Raw genomic sequence first — 16,828 nt, forward strand, 5'->3', positions numbered from 1 at the left:
CCAAACGTGAAATCACCTAGCGGTTAAAAGAGGCTAAAGATATGAAAAATATACTGTTCCTGATCGGGTTAACAGTCGCACTCTCATGCTCTTCTCAAACGGTATATACCTGGGAAGATAGCGAGGGCGTACTCCACTTTAGTGATATGCCCACCGCTGAAAATGCCAAGTCTCTTCACTTACCTGACGTACAAGCTTCTGCGCCCGCGCCTAAATTTGAAAGCTCGATACCCGTTGATTCTTCGGCTTCATCGGCAACGAAAGTGACTGCGCCAGTTCATGATCAGCCAACAGCCAACAACACCACAGAACGAGAACTCCCTACTCAGTTAGCACTGACTATGCTGACTCCCGTTCACGATCAAACCATCCGCAGCAACCGCGGCTTAATCCCTATTAAAATAGAACTGAGCCGAAAGCTAGGTATCGGGGAACAATTACAACTCATGCTTGATGGTCGTCGTTATGGCGCTCCACAAACCCAATCTCACTGGGAACTGAAGGGCATAGACCGAGGTACTCACACCATTGCAATTCAAGCACATAGAAGCGGCAAGCTTATTGCATCTACTAGTCCAGTCACCGTGTATTTACATCGAGCGACGATCAAGTAGGCCTGTGTGTTAAAAGAGACGGAATTACCTCAGCTTTTCACCTGTTCTCAACAGCTTTCAGCAACTTTAATGAATTAACTTTAGCTTCTGATTGATATGCGCCATACTTGAACTTAGCTACGCACCAAATTGGTGCAGTGAGAAAACACCAGTTCAAGGACGAAATAGTGAATCGATCAGCGAAACGCGACAGCATAGATACACATCAACTTTCCAGTGCCATTCTCGATAATATGGTGACCTCGACATTGATGCTCGATGAGCAACTGTATGTGCGATACGCCAACCCATCGGCTGAACAACTCTTTTCACAAAGTGCGAGACGCATCGTTGATCATCCATTGAGCCAACTCATCCAACATGCCTCTCTCGATTTAGCCCTCCTGACACAACCTCTGCAAAGTGGCCAGAGCATTACCGACAGTGACGTTACCTTTGTTGTCGATAACCGCCCATTAATGCTTGAAGTGACAGTGAGCCCAATATCTTGGCAGCGTGAGACCTTGCTATTGGTAGAGATGCGCAAGATAGACCAACAAAGACGACTCAGCCAAGAGCTAAACCAGCACGCGCAACAACAAGCGGCTAAGCTGCTGGTGCGAGGGTTAGCGCATGAAATTAAGAACCCGTTAGGTGGATTAAGAGGCGCGGCGCAGCTGCTTGGAAAAATGCTGCCCGATCAGTCCCTTAATGAGTATACGCAGATCATTATTGAGCAAGCCGACCGCTTGAGAGCGTTAGTCGACCGCCTTCTTGGTCCACAAAAGCCAGGAACAAAATCGGAAGAGAACCTCCATCAAATACTCGAAAAAGTAAGACAACTCGTTGAACTCGAATCAGGTTCAACACTCGCTATCGAAAGAGATTACGACCCGAGCTTGCCCGCGATTTTGATGGATTCCGCCCAAGTTGAACAAGCCATGCTCAATATCGTGAGCAATGCTGCACAGATTTTAAAGACCCAAGAATCAGGAAAAATCACCATTCGCACCAGAACGGTGCATCAAGCCAATATTCATGGTCAACGGCACAAACTCGCTGCTCGTATTGAGATCAGCGATAACGGCCCAGGTATTCCTGATGAATTAAAAGACACACTGTTTTACCCAATGGTTAGCGGGCGAGAAGGTGGCACGGGATTAGGGTTATCCATATCGCAAAACCTGATCGATCAACACAATGGGAAAATTGACGTTGAAAGCTGGCCAGGAAATACCACATTCACGATTTACTTGCCGATATAAGTGAAGCTAGATCCCAATGGAAAACCGAGCTTTAAAGGCAAAAAAGAATACCGAAAAATAAAAACAACAATGATTATCACAATAGAATTGGCTGTAAAGGAATTGAATTATGAGTAAGGGATACGTTTGGGTCGTTGATGACGACAGCTCTATCCGATGGGTAGTAGAGAAAACACTGTCTTCTGCGGACATAAAGTGCGAAACATTTGCCGACGCAGAGAGCGTATTGCTTGCTCTTGAGCGCGAAACGCCAGATGTATTAGTATCTGATATTAGAATGCCTGGTATCGACGGGATTGAATTGTTACATCAAGTTCATCAGCGATCGCCTGATCTACCCGTCATTATTATGACCGCGCACTCAGACTTAGATGCAGCAGTCAATGCGTACCAAAAAGGGGCCTTTGAGTATCTGCCTAAACCGTTTGATATCGATGAAACACTGACTCTGGTAGAGCGAGCGATTGCGCATAGCCATGAACAGAAACGCGAACAAGCCAGCGAAGTAACTGAAGACACTAATGCGCCAGAAATCATTGGTGAAGCACCTGCGATGCAGGAAGTTTTCCGTGCTATTGGTCGTTTATCTCGTTCATCCATTTCGGTTCTTATTAACGGTGAGTCAGGTACGGGTAAAGAGCTCGTCGCGCATGCTTTGCACCGACACAGCCCAAGAGCGAAAAAGCCATTTATCGCCCTTAATATGGCGGCTATTCCTAAAGATCTCATTGAATCAGAGCTATTTGGCCACGAAAAAGGCGCGTTTACTGGTGCTAACAGTGTTCGCCAAGGACGTTTTGAGCAGGCTAACGGCGGCACGCTGTTTCTTGATGAAATCGGTGATATGCCACTCGATATTCAAACTCGTCTATTGCGTGTACTTTCTGATGGTCAGTTCTATCGCGTAGGTGGTCACTCTGCAGTTAAGGTCGATGTTCGCATCGTCGCAGCGACCCACCAAGACCTCGAACGATTAGTTCATGAAGGTGGGTTTCGTGAAGACCTTTTCCATCGACTTAACGTCATTCGAATTCATATTCCAGCACTACGCGAACGTAAACAGGACATTGAAAAGCTGACTCACCACTTTTTAGCCTCAGCTGCAGAAGAGTTAGGCGTTGAAGTGAAGACACTGCATCCAGAAACGATTCTAAAGCTCAACCAACTGAATTGGCCTGGTAACGTACGTCAGCTTGAGAATATTTGTCGTTGGTTAACGGTGATGGCTAGCGGCAGCGAGATACTGCCTTCCGATCTACCACCGGAATTGTTGGAAGAAAAAGTCGTGACCACTTCAGGTTCTGGGGATAACTGGCAGCAACTGCTCGCGAATTGGGCGAAATGTGCGCTTGATTCAGGAGAAAAAGAGCTGCTCACTTACGCTCTACCAGAGTTTGAACGTATACTGCTCGAGGCTGCACTCAACCATACCAATGGTCATAAACAAGATGCAGCTAAGGTTTTAGGTTGGGGCAGAAACACCCTAACCCGTAAACTCAAAGAACTGTACTGACCTGATATGACTTTCGATGCAGCGACTTTTTAACCCAAAAAAGAGTCGCTTGGTTTGAGTAGTGTCGGTACAATTAAGGTATGCCATTCACTAAAGTTGTAGCGACGATGTCTTTGAAAACAAAAATTACATTAAGAACCGCTGTGGTTCTGCCATTCGTGATGATTTTTCTATTCACTATGAGCGTAATGGTTTTTACTCAAAAGCAAAGCTACAAAGAAATGGTGAGTGATCTTAGTGCGCGACAACTAACATCACTCACAGACAACGTTCATAAAAGTCTTTCTGAGTTTTTAGAAAAACCGTTTCACGCCAACCTCTCGCTGAGCCACAACATCGGTTACCACCACCTTTATCAATCGGGGAACCTCAGCAGAGTTCAAGACTATATTCTTTATAAGTTCTCTACGCATTTTCAGGCCGTTCCTCAACTGGATGTGATCGGCTTTGGCTCTGAAGACGGTAACTACGTTGGCTTTCGTCAAGAAGCCAACAATGGTTATACCTTGATGGTGCAAGATGACCGAACCCAAGATCAACTTGTCATTTATCGCGGCAGCACGATTAGTGAAGACATTCGCTCCGTCATTTCGGGATACGATCCGAGAATTCGTCCTTGGTACACGCCTGTTGTTAATCAAAAAACAGCTTCTTGGTCGCCCATTTACGCCAACGCTGATGAACGCCAAGAGATCACGCTTTCAGCCCTAGCACCTATCTATGACGACAACGAATTTAAAGCCGTGATTGTCAGTGACATCAAGATCAACACTTTCAACGCCTTCTTAAGAAACCTAAAAGCCGAAACCGATGCCTCTGTCTATATTATTGACCAACAGCAGCGCTTGGTGGCGCACTCTGGTGGGGGCAGCGTTGTCTCTTGGGGAACCGGTAAAACTCATAAAGGTCAGCGCTTATTAGCAACAGAAAGTGCTAACCCCATCATAAAAGAGAGCGCCAGTTACGTTGACCAATTTCATTTGATTGAAAATATGGGCGTGCAACGTTTCAAATTTACTCTTGATGGTGAACAATACTTCAATCAGATCACGCCTTATCAAGATGATCACGGCATCAATTGGTTTATTGGTATGTCGATCCCTGAAACCAACCTGCTTGGTGATTTACCTAAAAACCAAAGAAATAGCTGGCTACTTGGACTGCTTCTCAGCTGTATCGGTATTATCGCAGGATTGATCGCCTTTAATCGAGTTACCCAACCCATCACCTCCACAGCAGATGCCGCCAAACGTCTCGCGAACGGCGACTGGGACAGCGGCATGCCAAAATCTGGCAATAACATCTACGAAACCAGCCTGTTGGTAGAAGCCTTTAATGAGATGGCCAACAATTTAAAAGCTTCATTCCAGCAATTACAAGCTCAGCTTACCTATGACTCGCTAACCAAACTATACAGCCGTGAAGGCTTTATTGAGGCCGCTAAGACAAATGGCGATATCGAAAAAGGCACTCTGTATTTAGTGGGTATTGATCGCTTTCGCGACATTAATGACAGCTTAGGTCATTACAATGGTGACCAACTGCTTATCATCGCGGCAGCACGCCTAAGAGGCACACTGCCTAGTGAATACCTATTAGCCCGTACTGGTGGCGACGAATTTGCAATCTATGCCCCTAATGTCACCCAAGATGACGATATTCAATTACTGACCAACCGCTTACTTCAAACCTTTGCGTCTCCATTTGCTATGGAGTCAGAAAATGTTGTCATTAATGTTTCAATTGGAGTCGTAGGAGTCTCTAACGAGCAAGATATTACGCTGTGGCTACGCAATAGCAGCATTGCACTCAGCAACGCAAAGCAAGATAAGACTCGTGTCAGCGTATACAGCCCCGAGATGGGCAAAGCTTCTAGGCACCGAACTAAAATGCTCGCTCGTATGAACAAAGCCATCGAACTGCAACAGTTCGAGCCTTTTTATCAGCCAATTATTGACCTTGAATCTGGCTCAACAATTGGTGCGGAGGCCTTAGCACGCTGGATAACAGACGATGGTATCGTCGCCTCACCATTAGATTTCATCCCACTTGCAGAAGAGACTGGGCTTATTTACGACATCGGCCAGCAAATCCTGCACAAATCTTGTCGGGATACCGCCATCGCGATCGCGTCAGGAAAATGGGGTAAAGACTTCACAATTCACGTTAACCTCTCCGTCGACCAGTTGAGTGAAAGTAGCTTTGTTGATCGAGTCCAATCCATACTGAGTGAGACAAAGCTATCGGCTAACAATCTTACGTTAGAGATCACCGAATCGCGCATCGTAGATAATGACCCCATGATCATCGACAACATGCTGACTTTAAAAGCACTGGGTGTTTCCATTGCGATTGATGATTTTGGCACAGGATATTCATCGTTAGCGTACTTACATAAGCTGCCATTTGACTGCCTTAAAATCGATCGCAGCTTTGTTAGCAAGTTGGATAAGGAGAACCTAGACAGCTCTATCGTTGCAGCAATCGTTAATATCACCAAGGGCTTCAAGGTAAGCATAGTCGCAGAAGGTGTAGAAACTCAGCAACAAGCGGATCTACTCAAACAGCTGAAATGCCCGCAGGCGCAGGGGTTCTTATACAGTCGCCCGGTTCCTTTTGAGCAATGGCCAACCGACCTCTGCAACGTAAGACAAAGCAGTAAAGAAAGCATGATGTAAAGTAGATAGAGAATTGACTTACAGACAGACAAAAAAATGCCAGCATGATGCTGGCATTTTTTATGTTTGTTTCTCGAACGTGTAATTAAATCACACGAGAGAATTGCTGCTGGCGAGCCTTTGCACGTAGGTATTTATCAAAACACATGCAGATGTTACGGATCAGCAAACGGCCACGCAAAGTCACGCGGATTTCTTTGTCATCCACTTCAACCAACTCATCATTGATGAAGGTTTGCAGTAGCCCTAAGTCTTCTTTGAAGTAACCATTAAAGTCTACAGAAAACTCAGACTCGATCATGGTTTTATCAAGCTTAAAGTTACAGATAAGCTGTTTAATGACCTCACGACGCACTAGGTCATCACTGTCTAATACCACACCTTTCCAAAGTGCATGACGCAGGTCATTCACCTGAGCGTAATACTTCTTCAGCTCTTTTTGGTTTTGAGCGTAAGCATCACCGACCATAGAGATAGCAGAGACACCGAAACCAATTAAGTCAGCTTCACCTTGGGTCGTGTAGCCTTGGAAGTTACGATGCAAGATACCTTCGCGTTGTGCTACTGCTAGCTCGTCTTCAGGTAGTGCAAAGTGATCCATTCCGATGAACTGGTAACCAGCGCCCGTTAGCGTTTCGATGGTATCTTGTAAGATAGCCATTTTCTCTTTAGCTTCTGGTAGGTCTTCGTCTTTAATCTTACGCTGTGCAGCAAACAATTGCGGCATGTGTGCGTAGTTAAATACCGATAAACGACCCGGTTTCATTTCTAACACTTGCTTCAATGTTTCCGCGAACAAAGCTTGAGTCTGCTTTGGCAGGCCGTAGATCAAATCAAGATTAGTAGAGCGGAAGCCTAGCTCTTTAGCACGCTGAACCATTGCAATAATGAACTCTTCATCTTGTTCACGGTTAACCAGCTTTTGCACTTCTTTATTGAAGTCTTGAACACCAATACTCAAGCGGTTAAAACCTTCGCGGCGTAGGTGGTCGAGTACATCAAGTTCAATCTCACGTGGGTCAACCTCGATACTAATCTCAGCATCAGCCGTGAAGTTAAACTCATCACGCAGAATCATCATCAAACGAGTGATTTGTACTTTTGTTAGGAATGTCGGGGTACCGCCACCGAAGTGCAGTTGAGTCACCTCGCGACCATTCAGCAAAGAAGCGCGTTGACGAATTTCGTGTTCAATCACATCTAGGTACTCATCCGCTTTGTGCGAATGACGGGTAATGACCTTGTTACAGCCGCAGTAATAACAAAGCTTGTGACAGAACGGAATATGCACGTAAAGAGAGAGTGGACGCTCAGGGTATTGCGTACACGCCATGTCGTAATCAGCGACGGTAAACGCTTCATGAAACTCCAACGCAGTTGGGTATGAAGTGTAACGAGGTCCCGAATAGTTGTACTTGTTTAAGATTTCTTGATCCCAAACGATTTGCTGATTCGTTGTTACTGGCTTGCTCGACATAGCGGTAATTCCAATTTAGATCCGCGAGAACCTAAGGTCTCTCAAATCATTTTACATACATTAAAATATAGACGGGTTATTTTGCCACACGACCAGTAAGGTCGTTTCAAGACAAAATCAATTTTTTAGACAAAAACTCAGAACTGCTAGCTTGATCACTAACAAAGCGTCGGGATTAACGAGACGCAAAAGGTAAGAAGGCTTATTTAACATTATCTGTTAAAGACAAAGCGTATTAAAGACGTGAGTCTTAAAGCTGTATATCTCAAAAACAGCGCGTCTTGAAACAGCACGTTTTGAAAACTAAATGTTAAACAAGCCTCAATTTTAAAAGTCTTAGCGACTAAATCATCTGAATATTGATTTGGTTGTTAAGAGGTTTAATTTTCTCCTGCAACCGTTTCAAATCTTCGATGACGGCATCATTCAAGCGAGTCTCTGCCTTGTGGCGTGTGAGATTCTGCTGCATGCGCTCTTTCTTGGTCAGTGCCTGTCTTTCATCTCCGCGAGCCATGTCTTTTACGATATGGTACAGCTCAGAAAGAGCAGGATATTCAGAATCAAAATCGACACGCTCATCACCCTGAACATTATCCATAATGATACACACTCGGATACTGATCTCAGGTAAATCACACTGCCCTTGAATACCCGCTAGACACAAAGTATTCACGTTCTCGTAAATCTTTGCGTTACGTTTTTCAATGGCAAGTGCTTGATGCTGCTTTTGCAACTCCGTCTGCTTCTTCACTTGAAGTAGAAGGTAACCTGCATAAGAGCCCAAGCCGAGAATGATTATTCCGCCAGCAATTGCTAATAAGGTTACATTCATTGGCTCTTAACCTTTAAAGCTGTCTAAATCGAAGTCTTCGAATTGAGATAACAAGTCTTCATCAGAGCTTGCTTTCTTCTTAGAAACAACAGGTGCTTCTTCGAAAATCTCTTCTTCATCGTCTTCTGGCTCTAGCAGACCCAAGCGGCCCATTAGGTGTTCGATACGATCAAGTTTCTCATCAACGAACTTCTGTAGACCTGCACCTAGGTTTTCACCATTTTCGATACGATCTAATAGTGTATTCAGTTGAGCATCATTCTCAAGCATCTCTAACTCTTGTTCGTTAGATAGCTTGCGCTCTTGTTTCGTCGGCTTCTTCGCTGGTTCAACGATCAGCGGAATTTTTTTCTTGCTGCCTAAACGAGGGTCGCGAGCTAGTGCAGCTTTGCGCTGTTTTGCTTCGCTACCATCTGAGTGACGGCTACCAGACTTAAGGCCTTTACGCTTTTTAACACGCTTACGTTCACGACCTTCAACATCAGATTCACTACGGTTACGAGTAACCATAGGTTCCGGAGCGCCAAGTGCTCCTGGTTTTCTTGATTTCTTACTACGACCCATTACTGCACTTTCCTCAGTAAAATTACATCATTTCCAAAAAATTCTAGTTCGAGCTTATCCCGCTCTGCCAAAAACTGGAATGTTTGACGACTAAAGAAGACGACATGTGTCGGGTCATTCTTGTAGTGCCAACCAGCAAACGCGTCTACGTCTATTACTAGTTTAGTCATAAGACCAATCCAGCCCTTGGGTTTAACTAAATTCAACCATTGCTGCCACACTTTGTCTGGGTGGTAAAGATGCTCTATCACCTCCGTGGCAGTCATAAAGTCATACGTTTTTTCCAACACAGAGAGTTCTGGGTGGTAATAGATATCGTACAACTCCATGGTGTGTCCGGCTTCTTCTAACATAATAGATAGCGTAGGGCCTGGGCCACAACCAAAATCCAACCCGTGTGAGTTAGATGAAATTTTGTCTGTTAGAGGATCTGCGATGCGAGATAAAAAACGGCGATAGCCTGCATCACTAGGATCGTTCTCATGGAGATCATAGTGTGCTTTTTCTTCTTTTGCTTCTAACCTTTGTTCAGGTTTAACAAATACCAGTTCACATTGCTGACACTGCAGATAAGCTCTGCGTTTGTCTTCAAAATAGTGATTCACGCCTTGGTGATGGCATAAGGGACAAGTATACATAGCACATCCTTAAACAGGGATGCGAAACATACCAGAAACTGAGTTTATAGTGGAGAGGTATTGGGTGTTTTTTCATCAAATCAATAAAAAAAGCGATAGGAAAACCTATCGCTCTCTAAATCTGCCTATATCGGCCAAAATTTGCATACTCAACTTGGTACACAAATCTCCATTTGTTATTGGTGCTTTCCATGCCAAATTTGTTTTTTGTTCATCGTCCTGATGAGTTTTGGCTATCCTTTTCTAACACCTTGTTACTGGGCTGTCCTAGCCTGATCCGTTTCTGTCTATACCGTTAGACTAGATGACCATCCGTATCTAAGTCAGCTCCTAGCTGATGACGGGTACTTTACCTTGTTACAAAAAGACTACAAGAGTGCGACTTCACACTTTTGTACACAAATTGAGCTCGTATTGATAAATAAGATATGAACACGGCACTCATAGGCAATAGTAATACAAAAGAAAACGCCCCAACCATTTCTGATCGGGGCGTATCTTGAATCTCGCTCGAACGTACATTTCTTTACTCTGGCTAAGAGCAAGAAACCGACATATTAGTGTAAACCACCAACGTACTTCGATAAGGTATCAATATCTGCGTCTGTTAACTTTTTAGCTACATCACGCATCATCGCATTCATGTCGTTATTACGGCTACCATCGCGGAATTTCTCAAGTTGAGCCTTGATGTAATCTGCGTGCTGGCCAGAAATTTTAGGGAAACCAGAAAGTTCAGTACCGTTACCACGAGGACCGTGACAAGCAATACACGCCGTTACGCCACGTTCTGCGTTACCTGCGGTGTAAAGAACTTTACCTTCATCCACAACATTTTCAGGAGTTGAGTTACTAGAAATAGGTAGAGAGGCGTAGTATGCCGCTAGGTCAGCCATATCTTCTTCAGATAAAGACATCGCCATCGCACCCATTACAGGTTCATTACGACCTTGTTTACCACCACTCGTCATACCGAGTTTAAGCTCTTTTAACTGCTTCTCTAGGTACTTCTCATGTTGACCAGCCAGTTTAGGGTACTGAGTGATCAGACTGTTGCCGTCAGCACCGTGGCAGGCAACACATGTTTGTGATTTGGCTTTACCAGCTTCAATACTACCTTGAGCCCATACTGAGCAGCTGGCTAAAAGACTCAAAATTAGCGCTAATTTCTTCATGACATTCCATTATAATTATCAAGCTTCCAGTACCACTCTATGTTGCCACTCATGGTACAATAGGCGACCTTATGCCGAGCACGGTTATTTTACACAAATTCACAAAAAAGTAATCAATCGACTACACAAAGTCGAGATGGAGTTAACAGTGAGCGTAAAAATTCATTATCAAAACACGCATTTCATTACCAGTGCACCTGATATTCGTCATTTACCAGAAGACGAAGGGATCGAAATTGCGTTTGCAGGACGCTCCAATGCTGGTAAATCTAGCGCGCTAAATCGCGTTACAAACCAAAAAAGCTTGGCGAAAACCAGTAAAACACCCGGTCGAACTCAGCTAATCAACCTATTTAAGGTAACGGATGGTTGTCATATCGTCGATTTACCTGGATATGGCTTTGCTCAAGTACCGCTTGAACTAAAGAAAAAGTGGCAGAAGTCGCTAGGTGAATACCTACAACGTCGCGAAAGCCTGAAAGGTTTAGTGGTATTGATGGACATCCGTCACCCAATGAAAGACCTTGACCAACAAATGATCTACTGGGCTATCGATAGCCGCATCCCAGTACAGGTTTTGTTAACAAAAGCAGACAAACTGAAAAGTGGTGCGCGTAAAGCTCAGCTACTAAAAATCCGTAACGATGCGAAATCTTTCGGTGGTGATGTTGCGGTTGATGTTTTCTCTTCAATGAAAGGCATCGGCGTTGACCAACTGCGTGCCAAGATGGATGAGTGGTTTGCCCCAGCTTTCGCTGACCAACTCATTGATGAGCTAGCGGACGAAGAGCACAACGATTCAGAGTAGTTCTCCTAACTATAGATTTATCTATAGTTAGGGATTAAAGCACTGACAACCAGTGATTTAGCCTTATCAATACCTCGCACTATAAAAGCGGGGTATTTTTTTGCCAGAAAATTAGTGAGTTAGGCCTGAATTATTAGCGATAGAGACCGCATTTATCCGCTTAAACCAATAGAAGTGAACCATACTAAAAGACACACCGAAATAAACAGAACAATGAGAAAGGAGTACTCATGTGGAAAACACCATTGGCCATCATTGCACTTATGCTGGTCTCATTAACAGGGCTCGCCTCTGAAGCAGAACAGACCAAGACCGAGACCGCTCTGGTCAATGTTGATATGACCTTAGATCTCGATGGCATGGAGAAGTATGCTCAGGAGGCAAGTGAATCTCTTGAGGTGATATCGCAATCTTTGCAGGCGATCGTCAACAACCCCAACCTCAGTGAAGATCAGCAGCAAGCATTGAATCAGACCGTCGAAAGCATTAATAAGCTCGCCAGCTCTACCAAGACATCACTCAATCAACTCCCACAAGCCTTAAACCAATCTCGACTCGCCTTTAAAAATACCAGTCAAATGCTGTTGGATGATATTCAGACCAAGATCATCATTGCGTTAGTGGCTGTGGTCGCTGTCATTGTCATCGCGTTGACTGCTATCTACCTACTTATCCTAAAACCCATGCAGCAAACCTTGGTAAAAGCGACCCACAATATCTCTTCTATGGCGCAATCCATCCAGATCACCGCCGAAGCGCTAAAATACAGTACTGAGAAACAACAAGAAATTATGGAGTACATTGAGCATTCACCCGCTCAATACACTGATAAATAAGGCGTGACTTACCTATCTTTTACCGACCATTTGTAAAATAAAAGTTATTTCAAATGATAAAACAATCAAATTAGAGATGGATTTAAATTACCAAATGCTGATCGAGTTCCAGATCTAAGGCAAATCAGGTGTTTATCACTGTGCTTGAGAAAGCGTAAGAAAAGACACTAAAAAGGGCGGGTTTACGGGAGTAATCGTAGGTTGGAAAAATTTTCTTTCGCACAAGAAAAAACGCCCCAGTCAAATACTGACTGGGGCGGCTGAATCAGCCTAATCCAATAACGTGAAACAAAAGGTCTGAAAGATAGAACATCTTACCTCTGTACCCTACAAGATTTAATGTACAACAATTGCTCAGAAATGAAAACAATTTTTGTAGTTTTTTTTCATGAATGTTTTATTAAAACATCTAAGTTCTTTTCACAGTTCATCTTTATTCGAGACAAAAAAAAGCCAGTGTTTGTGCACTGGCTCATACTAATTTGCTTAATAAGGTCAAAAACTGATTAGTGGGCTTGATCCCAGTTGTCACCGTGGCCAGCTTCCGCCACAAGCGGCACTTCTAGTTCTGCCGCGGATTCCATCAATTGTTGTACTTTACTTTCAATTTCGGCTAAAGCTGACTCTTCCACTTCAAACACCAATTCATCGTGTACTTGCATCAATAGCTTCACACGACCATCGCCTTCGGCTTGAATCCACTCATCGACTAACAACATCGCTTTCTTGATGATATCTGCCGCTGTACCTTGCATTGGCGCGTTGATCGCTGCGCGTTCAGCCGCTTTACGACGCATACCATTACGAGATTGAATTTCAGGAAGGTGCAAACGACGGCCGTAAATGGTTTCAACGAAGCCTTGCTCTGAAGCCGCGCTGCGTGTGTCTTCCATGTACTGCATTACGCCAGGGTAACGTTCAAAGTAAGTGTCCATGTAGTGCTGTGCTTCCCCACGAGGAATACCCAGTTGCTTAGCCAAACCAAAAGCACTCATGCCGTAGATAAGACCGAAGTTAACGGCTTTAGCACGACGACGCTGTTCAGTGGTAACTTGATCAATGGCCACACCGATAATCTCAGCAGCCGTTGCCGCGTGGATATCTTTGCCTTGTTGGAATGCTTCTAGTAACGCTTTATCACCCGATAGGTGCGCCATGATACGCAATTCAATTTGAGAGTAATCGACCGCTAGGATCTTCCAACCATGTTGTGCAACGAAGGCTTGGCGAATACGACGACCTTCTTCATTTCGAATTGGGATGTTCTGTAGGTTTGGATCAGTCGAAGACAAACGGCCCGTTGCTGTCACCGCTTGGTGGTAAGACGTGTGAACACGGCCTGTTTCAGCGTTGATCATCTTCGGCAATTTATCTGTATAGGTAGACTTCAGTTTCGCAAGGCCACGATACTCAATAATCAACTTAGGTAGCGGGTAATCAAGCGCCAGTTCTTGCAGCACTTCTTCGTTGGTTGAAGGTGCCCCTGATGGCGTTTTCTTGATAACAGGCAGACCCATTTTCTCAAACAGGATCGCTTGCAGCTGTTTTGGCGAGTTCATGTTGAACTCTTGCTCTGCAATCTCGTAAGCTTTCTGCTCTAGTTCGTCCAGACGAACCGCAATCTCTTGCGATTGAGCGCCTAGCAACATGTCATCGATGAATACGCCAGTGCGCTCAATGCGAGACATGACAGGAATCAGCGGGACTTCAATTTCTTCATAGATGGTTTTAAGCTTTTCATCTTGATTGATGTTTTCCATCAAGCGGTTATGAAGACGTAGTGTCACGTCTGCATCTTCCGCGGCATACGGAGAAGCTTCACCCAGTTCAATTTGATTAAAAGTAAGTTGTTTCTTACCCTTACCTGCGATTTGCTCAAATGAGATGCAGCTGTGCTGTAGGAAACGCAGTGCCAAGCTGTCCATATCATGCTTACCACCTACGCTATTGAAAACGTATGACGCCAACATGGTATCGAATTTAATCCCCTTCATATCGATACCGTAGCGCGCTAGCACACTCATATCGTACTTCAGGTTTTGTCCTACCTTTGCTTGTGAATCATCTTCGAGAATTGGCTTAAGCTGTTCAAGTACCCAATCGCGATCCAGCTGCTGCGGTGCATCTAAGTAATCATGGGCAACAGGTACGTAAGCGGCAACGCCTTCTTCGGTTGCGAATGACAAGCCAACAAGGTTCGCGACCATGTAATCTAAGCTGTCTGTTTCCGTGTCGAAAGCAAATACTTCAGACGCTTTCAGTTTTTCTAGCCAAACATTGAATGACGCTTCATCGAGGATGGTTTCGTAGTTGCTGCGATCAATCGTCACGGCAGATGTATTCATCTCTACAGTAGACGTTGTTGCAGAAGCGCTGCTACGTACTGATCCAGCTCCCGCTGCGGCAGGTTTTTCAGCCGCCTCAACGACACCACTGCCACCTTCAAGTAGCTCATTCAACCAAGATTTGAAGACCAGTTGACCGTATAACTTAATCAGCTCATCGATATTGGGTTGTGCTTTTACTAATGACTCAGGCGTCTCTTCAAGCTCAACATCCAGTTTGATTGTTGCGAGCTGATAGGACATATCAGCATTAGCTTTATTATCAGCTAACTTCTTAGCCATGGTTTTCGAACCACGGAAACCAAGTGCCGCAATATCATCAAGATTTTGATACAACTTTTCGATACTACCGATGCCTTGCAGCAATGCGGTTGCAGTCTTATCGCCGACACCCGGGACACCCGGAATGTTATCCACTTTATCGCCCATCAGAGCAAGATAATCGATGATCAACTCTGGCGGGATACCAAACTTCTCGATAACACCTTCACGATCCATCACTACGTTGGTCATGGTGTTGATCAAAGTAACGTTATCATCCACCAATTGCGCCATATCTTTATCACCAGTACTGATAAGCACAGGCATACCGAGAGCTGAAGCCTGAGAAGCCAGCGTACCAATTACGTCATCCGCTTCAACGCCAGGAATAGAGATAAGTGGTAAACCCATCGCACGAATAACATTGTGCAGAGGCTCTATCTGACAACGAAGATCGTCAGGCATAGGTGGTCGGTTTGCTTTGTACTCTGGGTACATGTCATCACGGAACGTCTTTCCTTTCGCATCAAAAATAACCGCAATACGATCAGAAGCAAATTGACGCATCATGCTGCGTAACATGTTAACCACACCGTAAACAGCGTTGGTAGGGATATCACCATTGCTCATGGTGCCAGGGTAGGCATGGAACGCGCGATATAGGTAAGAAGAGCCATCGATCAGAATCAATGGATTATCAGGAATACGAGCCATAATGTTTGTGTATCCAGTAAGTACAGAAATTATCTGTTAAGAATGCCACGTCTGTTGGTTGGATTCCACGTTGTCGATCTGTATCCGTTCACTCGGTTGTGTTCGATATAATCGATTTGTTGTTATTTTTTGTTCTTAGACGCAAGCGTTCTGTGGATAACTCTGTTTATATTATTTATCCACCTTGTTGAAAACTAAGCACAACAAGCAATAAAACAACAATAAGCTCATGAAAGTAAAGAATAAAATTACAGATCGAACATATGATCAACGATCTTTTTACGATCTTGCGTTGTGGAAAAGAATACTGATGGCGTTTTATTCATAAAAATATGTGCCACTAAATATGCATCTTGTTGAAATGAAGGTATAAAAAAAGCGACACCCGAAGATGTCGCCTAGCAAAAACCGGTAAAGCCATTCAAATTGAATACCACAGCTTTACCTAAAAGCTATAAATTACACTGGAAGCAATGTGAGCAATGTCGTGTCAAAAAGAACTTAGTACAAGTTCGCGAGAATTCTGTTGGGTAACCAAGTTGACACTTGAGTACTTAACATCCTTGTGAACATTTCCTCATTCCCTAAGACAAAGTTAATAATAATGATTCTCATTTAATAGTCAACACTTAAATGATAATAAATCTCATTTAATTTATAAACCGTTAACAGCAGTGCTCAAATTTGCTTCAAAAAATGGATTCTATGGGCATTAATGTCTTCTTTTTCTTCTAATTTTTCGATTAGGTAACCGTTTCTCAATAACAGACGCAGCATCGCAGGAAACTGGTTACGAGATTTCACTTTTAGCTGTTGGTAGCCCTGTTGCTTCACCCACTGTTCTTGAGTATCTAATTGCGCCTGTGCAACACCTTTATTCCTTGCGAGCGGTGATACGCCACCAAACCAGCTATAGAAAGTGTGCTGATCCAATGCGTAACCGATCTTAAAACCAAGCAGCACGTCATCGTCTTCAGCCACTAAAATCAGGCTCTTTTTCCCAGCAAGCCGCTCTGCAAGAGAAGCAACGCTTTCGTTCTTAGCAAACTCGGAGATCTGTTCAACAACAGAGACGACCTCTTCTAACGAACCTTCACGTACGATGATTGACATCTTGTTTCATCCTCAT

General features: G+C 44.1%; 13 protein-coding genes. 6 read left to right on the forward strand and 7 right to left on the reverse strand.

Translation table 11 applies throughout. The features are described from left to right. Positions 1 to 41 precede the first annotated feature (41 nt). The 4 genes from SJY39_RS20410 to SJY39_RS20425 all read left to right on the forward strand — a co-directional run bounded on the left by SJY39_RS20410 (position 42) and on the right by SJY39_RS20425 (position 6,049). A complete protein-coding gene (locus tag SJY39_RS20410) occupies positions 42 to 614 on the forward strand; it encodes a DUF4124 domain-containing protein (protein WP_016793877.1) in 573 nt (190 codons plus the stop codon). A 167-nt stretch (positions 615 to 781) separates the two neighbouring features. Then, positions 782 to 1,858, forward strand: coding sequence for a nitrogen regulation protein NR(II) (gene glnL / locus SJY39_RS20415; RefSeq protein WP_010433517.1), 1,077 nt, complete (start codon positions 782 to 784; stop codon positions 1,856 to 1,858). Positions 1,859 to 1,967: 109 nt separating this feature from the next. After that, complete coding sequence (gene glnG, locus SJY39_RS20420; RefSeq protein WP_010433515.1) at positions 1,968 to 3,371, forward strand: nitrogen regulation protein NR(I); 1,404 nt, start codon at positions 1,968 to 1,970, stop codon at positions 3,369 to 3,371. A gap of 80 nt (positions 3,372 to 3,451) precedes the next feature. Continuing rightward, on the forward strand, positions 3,452 to 6,049 hold the full coding sequence (locus SJY39_RS20425; protein ID WP_016784091.1) for an EAL domain-containing protein: 2,598 nt from the start codon (positions 3,452 to 3,454) through the stop codon (positions 6,047 to 6,049). An 85-nt stretch (positions 6,050 to 6,134) separates the two neighbouring features. Here SJY39_RS20425 and hemN read toward each other — a convergent pair whose 3' ends face one another. The 5 genes from hemN to SJY39_RS20450 form a co-directional block, all read right to left on the reverse strand. Continuing rightward, positions 6,135 to 7,526, reverse strand: coding sequence for an oxygen-independent coproporphyrinogen III oxidase (gene hemN, locus SJY39_RS20430; RefSeq protein WP_010433511.1), 1,392 nt, complete (start codon positions 7,524 to 7,526; stop codon positions 6,135 to 6,137). A gap of 343 nt (positions 7,527 to 7,869) precedes the next feature. Next, positions 7,870 to 8,358, reverse strand: a complete 489-nt coding sequence (locus SJY39_RS20435; RefSeq protein ID WP_010433509.1) for a DUF2489 domain-containing protein — start codon at positions 8,356 to 8,358, stop codon at positions 7,870 to 7,872. Positions 8,359 to 8,364: 6 nt separating this feature from the next. Next, entirely contained in the window at positions 8,365 to 8,922 is a 558-nt protein-coding gene (yihI, locus tag SJY39_RS20440; RefSeq protein WP_010433507.1) for a Der GTPase-activating protein YihI, read from the reverse strand. Continuing rightward, complete coding sequence (locus tag SJY39_RS20445; RefSeq protein WP_016789627.1) at positions 8,922 to 9,560, reverse strand: class I SAM-dependent methyltransferase; 639 nt, start codon at positions 9,558 to 9,560, stop codon at positions 8,922 to 8,924. Before SJY39_RS20445 ends, yihI begins: the two co-directional genes overlap by 1 nt. Positions 9,561 to 10,117: 557 nt before the next feature. Next, positions 10,118 to 10,735 (reverse strand): cytochrome c, encoded by a 618-nt coding sequence (locus SJY39_RS20450; RefSeq protein WP_004735574.1) that lies wholly within the window; start codon positions 10,733 to 10,735, stop codon positions 10,118 to 10,120. A 148-nt stretch (positions 10,736 to 10,883) separates the two neighbouring features. Here SJY39_RS20450 and yihA point away from each other — a divergent pair, with 148 nt between their 5' ends. Both yihA and SJY39_RS20460 read left to right on the forward strand, forming a co-directional pair. Further along, positions 10,884 to 11,543 (forward strand): ribosome biogenesis GTP-binding protein YihA/YsxC, encoded by a 660-nt coding sequence (yihA, locus tag SJY39_RS20455; RefSeq protein WP_010433499.1) that lies wholly within the window; start codon positions 10,884 to 10,886, stop codon positions 11,541 to 11,543. 230 nt (positions 11,544 to 11,773) lie between these two features. Next, positions 11,774 to 12,379 (forward strand): hypothetical protein, encoded by a 606-nt coding sequence (locus SJY39_RS20460; RefSeq protein ID WP_016768256.1) that lies wholly within the window; start codon positions 11,774 to 11,776, stop codon positions 12,377 to 12,379. 506 nt (positions 12,380 to 12,885) lie between these two features. On the opposite strand, the gene polA is transcribed toward SJY39_RS20460, so the two are convergent. Beyond that, complete coding sequence (gene polA / locus SJY39_RS20465; protein WP_016793876.1) at positions 12,886 to 15,699, reverse strand: DNA polymerase I; 2,814 nt, start codon at positions 15,697 to 15,699, stop codon at positions 12,886 to 12,888. Positions 15,700 to 16,377: 678 nt separating this feature from the next. Then, positions 16,378 to 16,812, reverse strand: coding sequence for a GNAT family N-acetyltransferase (locus tag SJY39_RS20470; protein WP_016793875.1), 435 nt, complete (start codon positions 16,810 to 16,812; stop codon positions 16,378 to 16,380). Positions 16,813 to 16,828: the final 16 nt, after the last annotated feature.

This window comes from Vibrio sp. R78045 (genome assembly GCF_042466085.1).
In the GTDB taxonomy this organism is placed as follows: Bacteria; Pseudomonadota; Gammaproteobacteria; order Enterobacterales; family Vibrionaceae; genus Vibrio; species Vibrio cyclitrophicus.

Bases quoted from the DNA above. Each gene is read 5' to 3' on its own strand.
- SJY39_RS20435 (WP_010433509.1), bottom strand. From the start codon at position 8,358: ATGAATGTAACCTTATTAGCAATTGCTGGCGGAATAATCATTCTCGGC.
- SJY39_RS20450 (WP_004735574.1), bottom strand. From the start codon at position 10,735: ATGAAGAAATTAGCGCTAATTTTGAGTCTTTTAGCCAGCTGCTCAGTA.
- SJY39_RS20460 (WP_016768256.1), top strand. From the start codon at position 11,774: ATGTGGAAAACACCATTGGCCATCATTGCACTTATGCTGGTCTCATTA.
- hemN (WP_010433511.1), bottom strand. From the start codon at position 7,526: ATGTCGAGCAAGCCAGTAACAACGAATCAGCAAATCGTTTGGGATCAA.
- glnG (WP_010433515.1), top strand. From the start codon at position 1,968: ATGAGTAAGGGATACGTTTGGGTCGTTGATGACGACAGCTCTATCCGA.
- SJY39_RS20470 (WP_016793875.1), bottom strand. From the start codon at position 16,812: ATGTCAATCATCGTACGTGAAGGTTCGTTAGAAGAGGTCGTCTCTGTT.
- yihI (WP_010433507.1), bottom strand. From the start codon at position 8,922: ATGGGTCGTAGTAAGAAATCAAGAAAACCAGGAGCACTTGGCGCTCCG.
- polA (WP_016793876.1), bottom strand. From the start codon at position 15,699: ATGGCTCGTATTCCTGATAATCCATTGATTCTGATCGATGGCTCTTCT.
- SJY39_RS20410 (WP_016793877.1), top strand. From the start codon at position 42: ATGAAAAATATACTGTTCCTGATCGGGTTAACAGTCGCACTCTCATGC.
- SJY39_RS20425 (WP_016784091.1), top strand. From the start codon at position 3,452: ATGCCATTCACTAAAGTTGTAGCGACGATGTCTTTGAAAACAAAAATT.
- SJY39_RS20445 (WP_016789627.1), bottom strand. From the start codon at position 9,560: ATGTATACTTGTCCCTTATGCCATCACCAAGGCGTGAATCACTATTTT.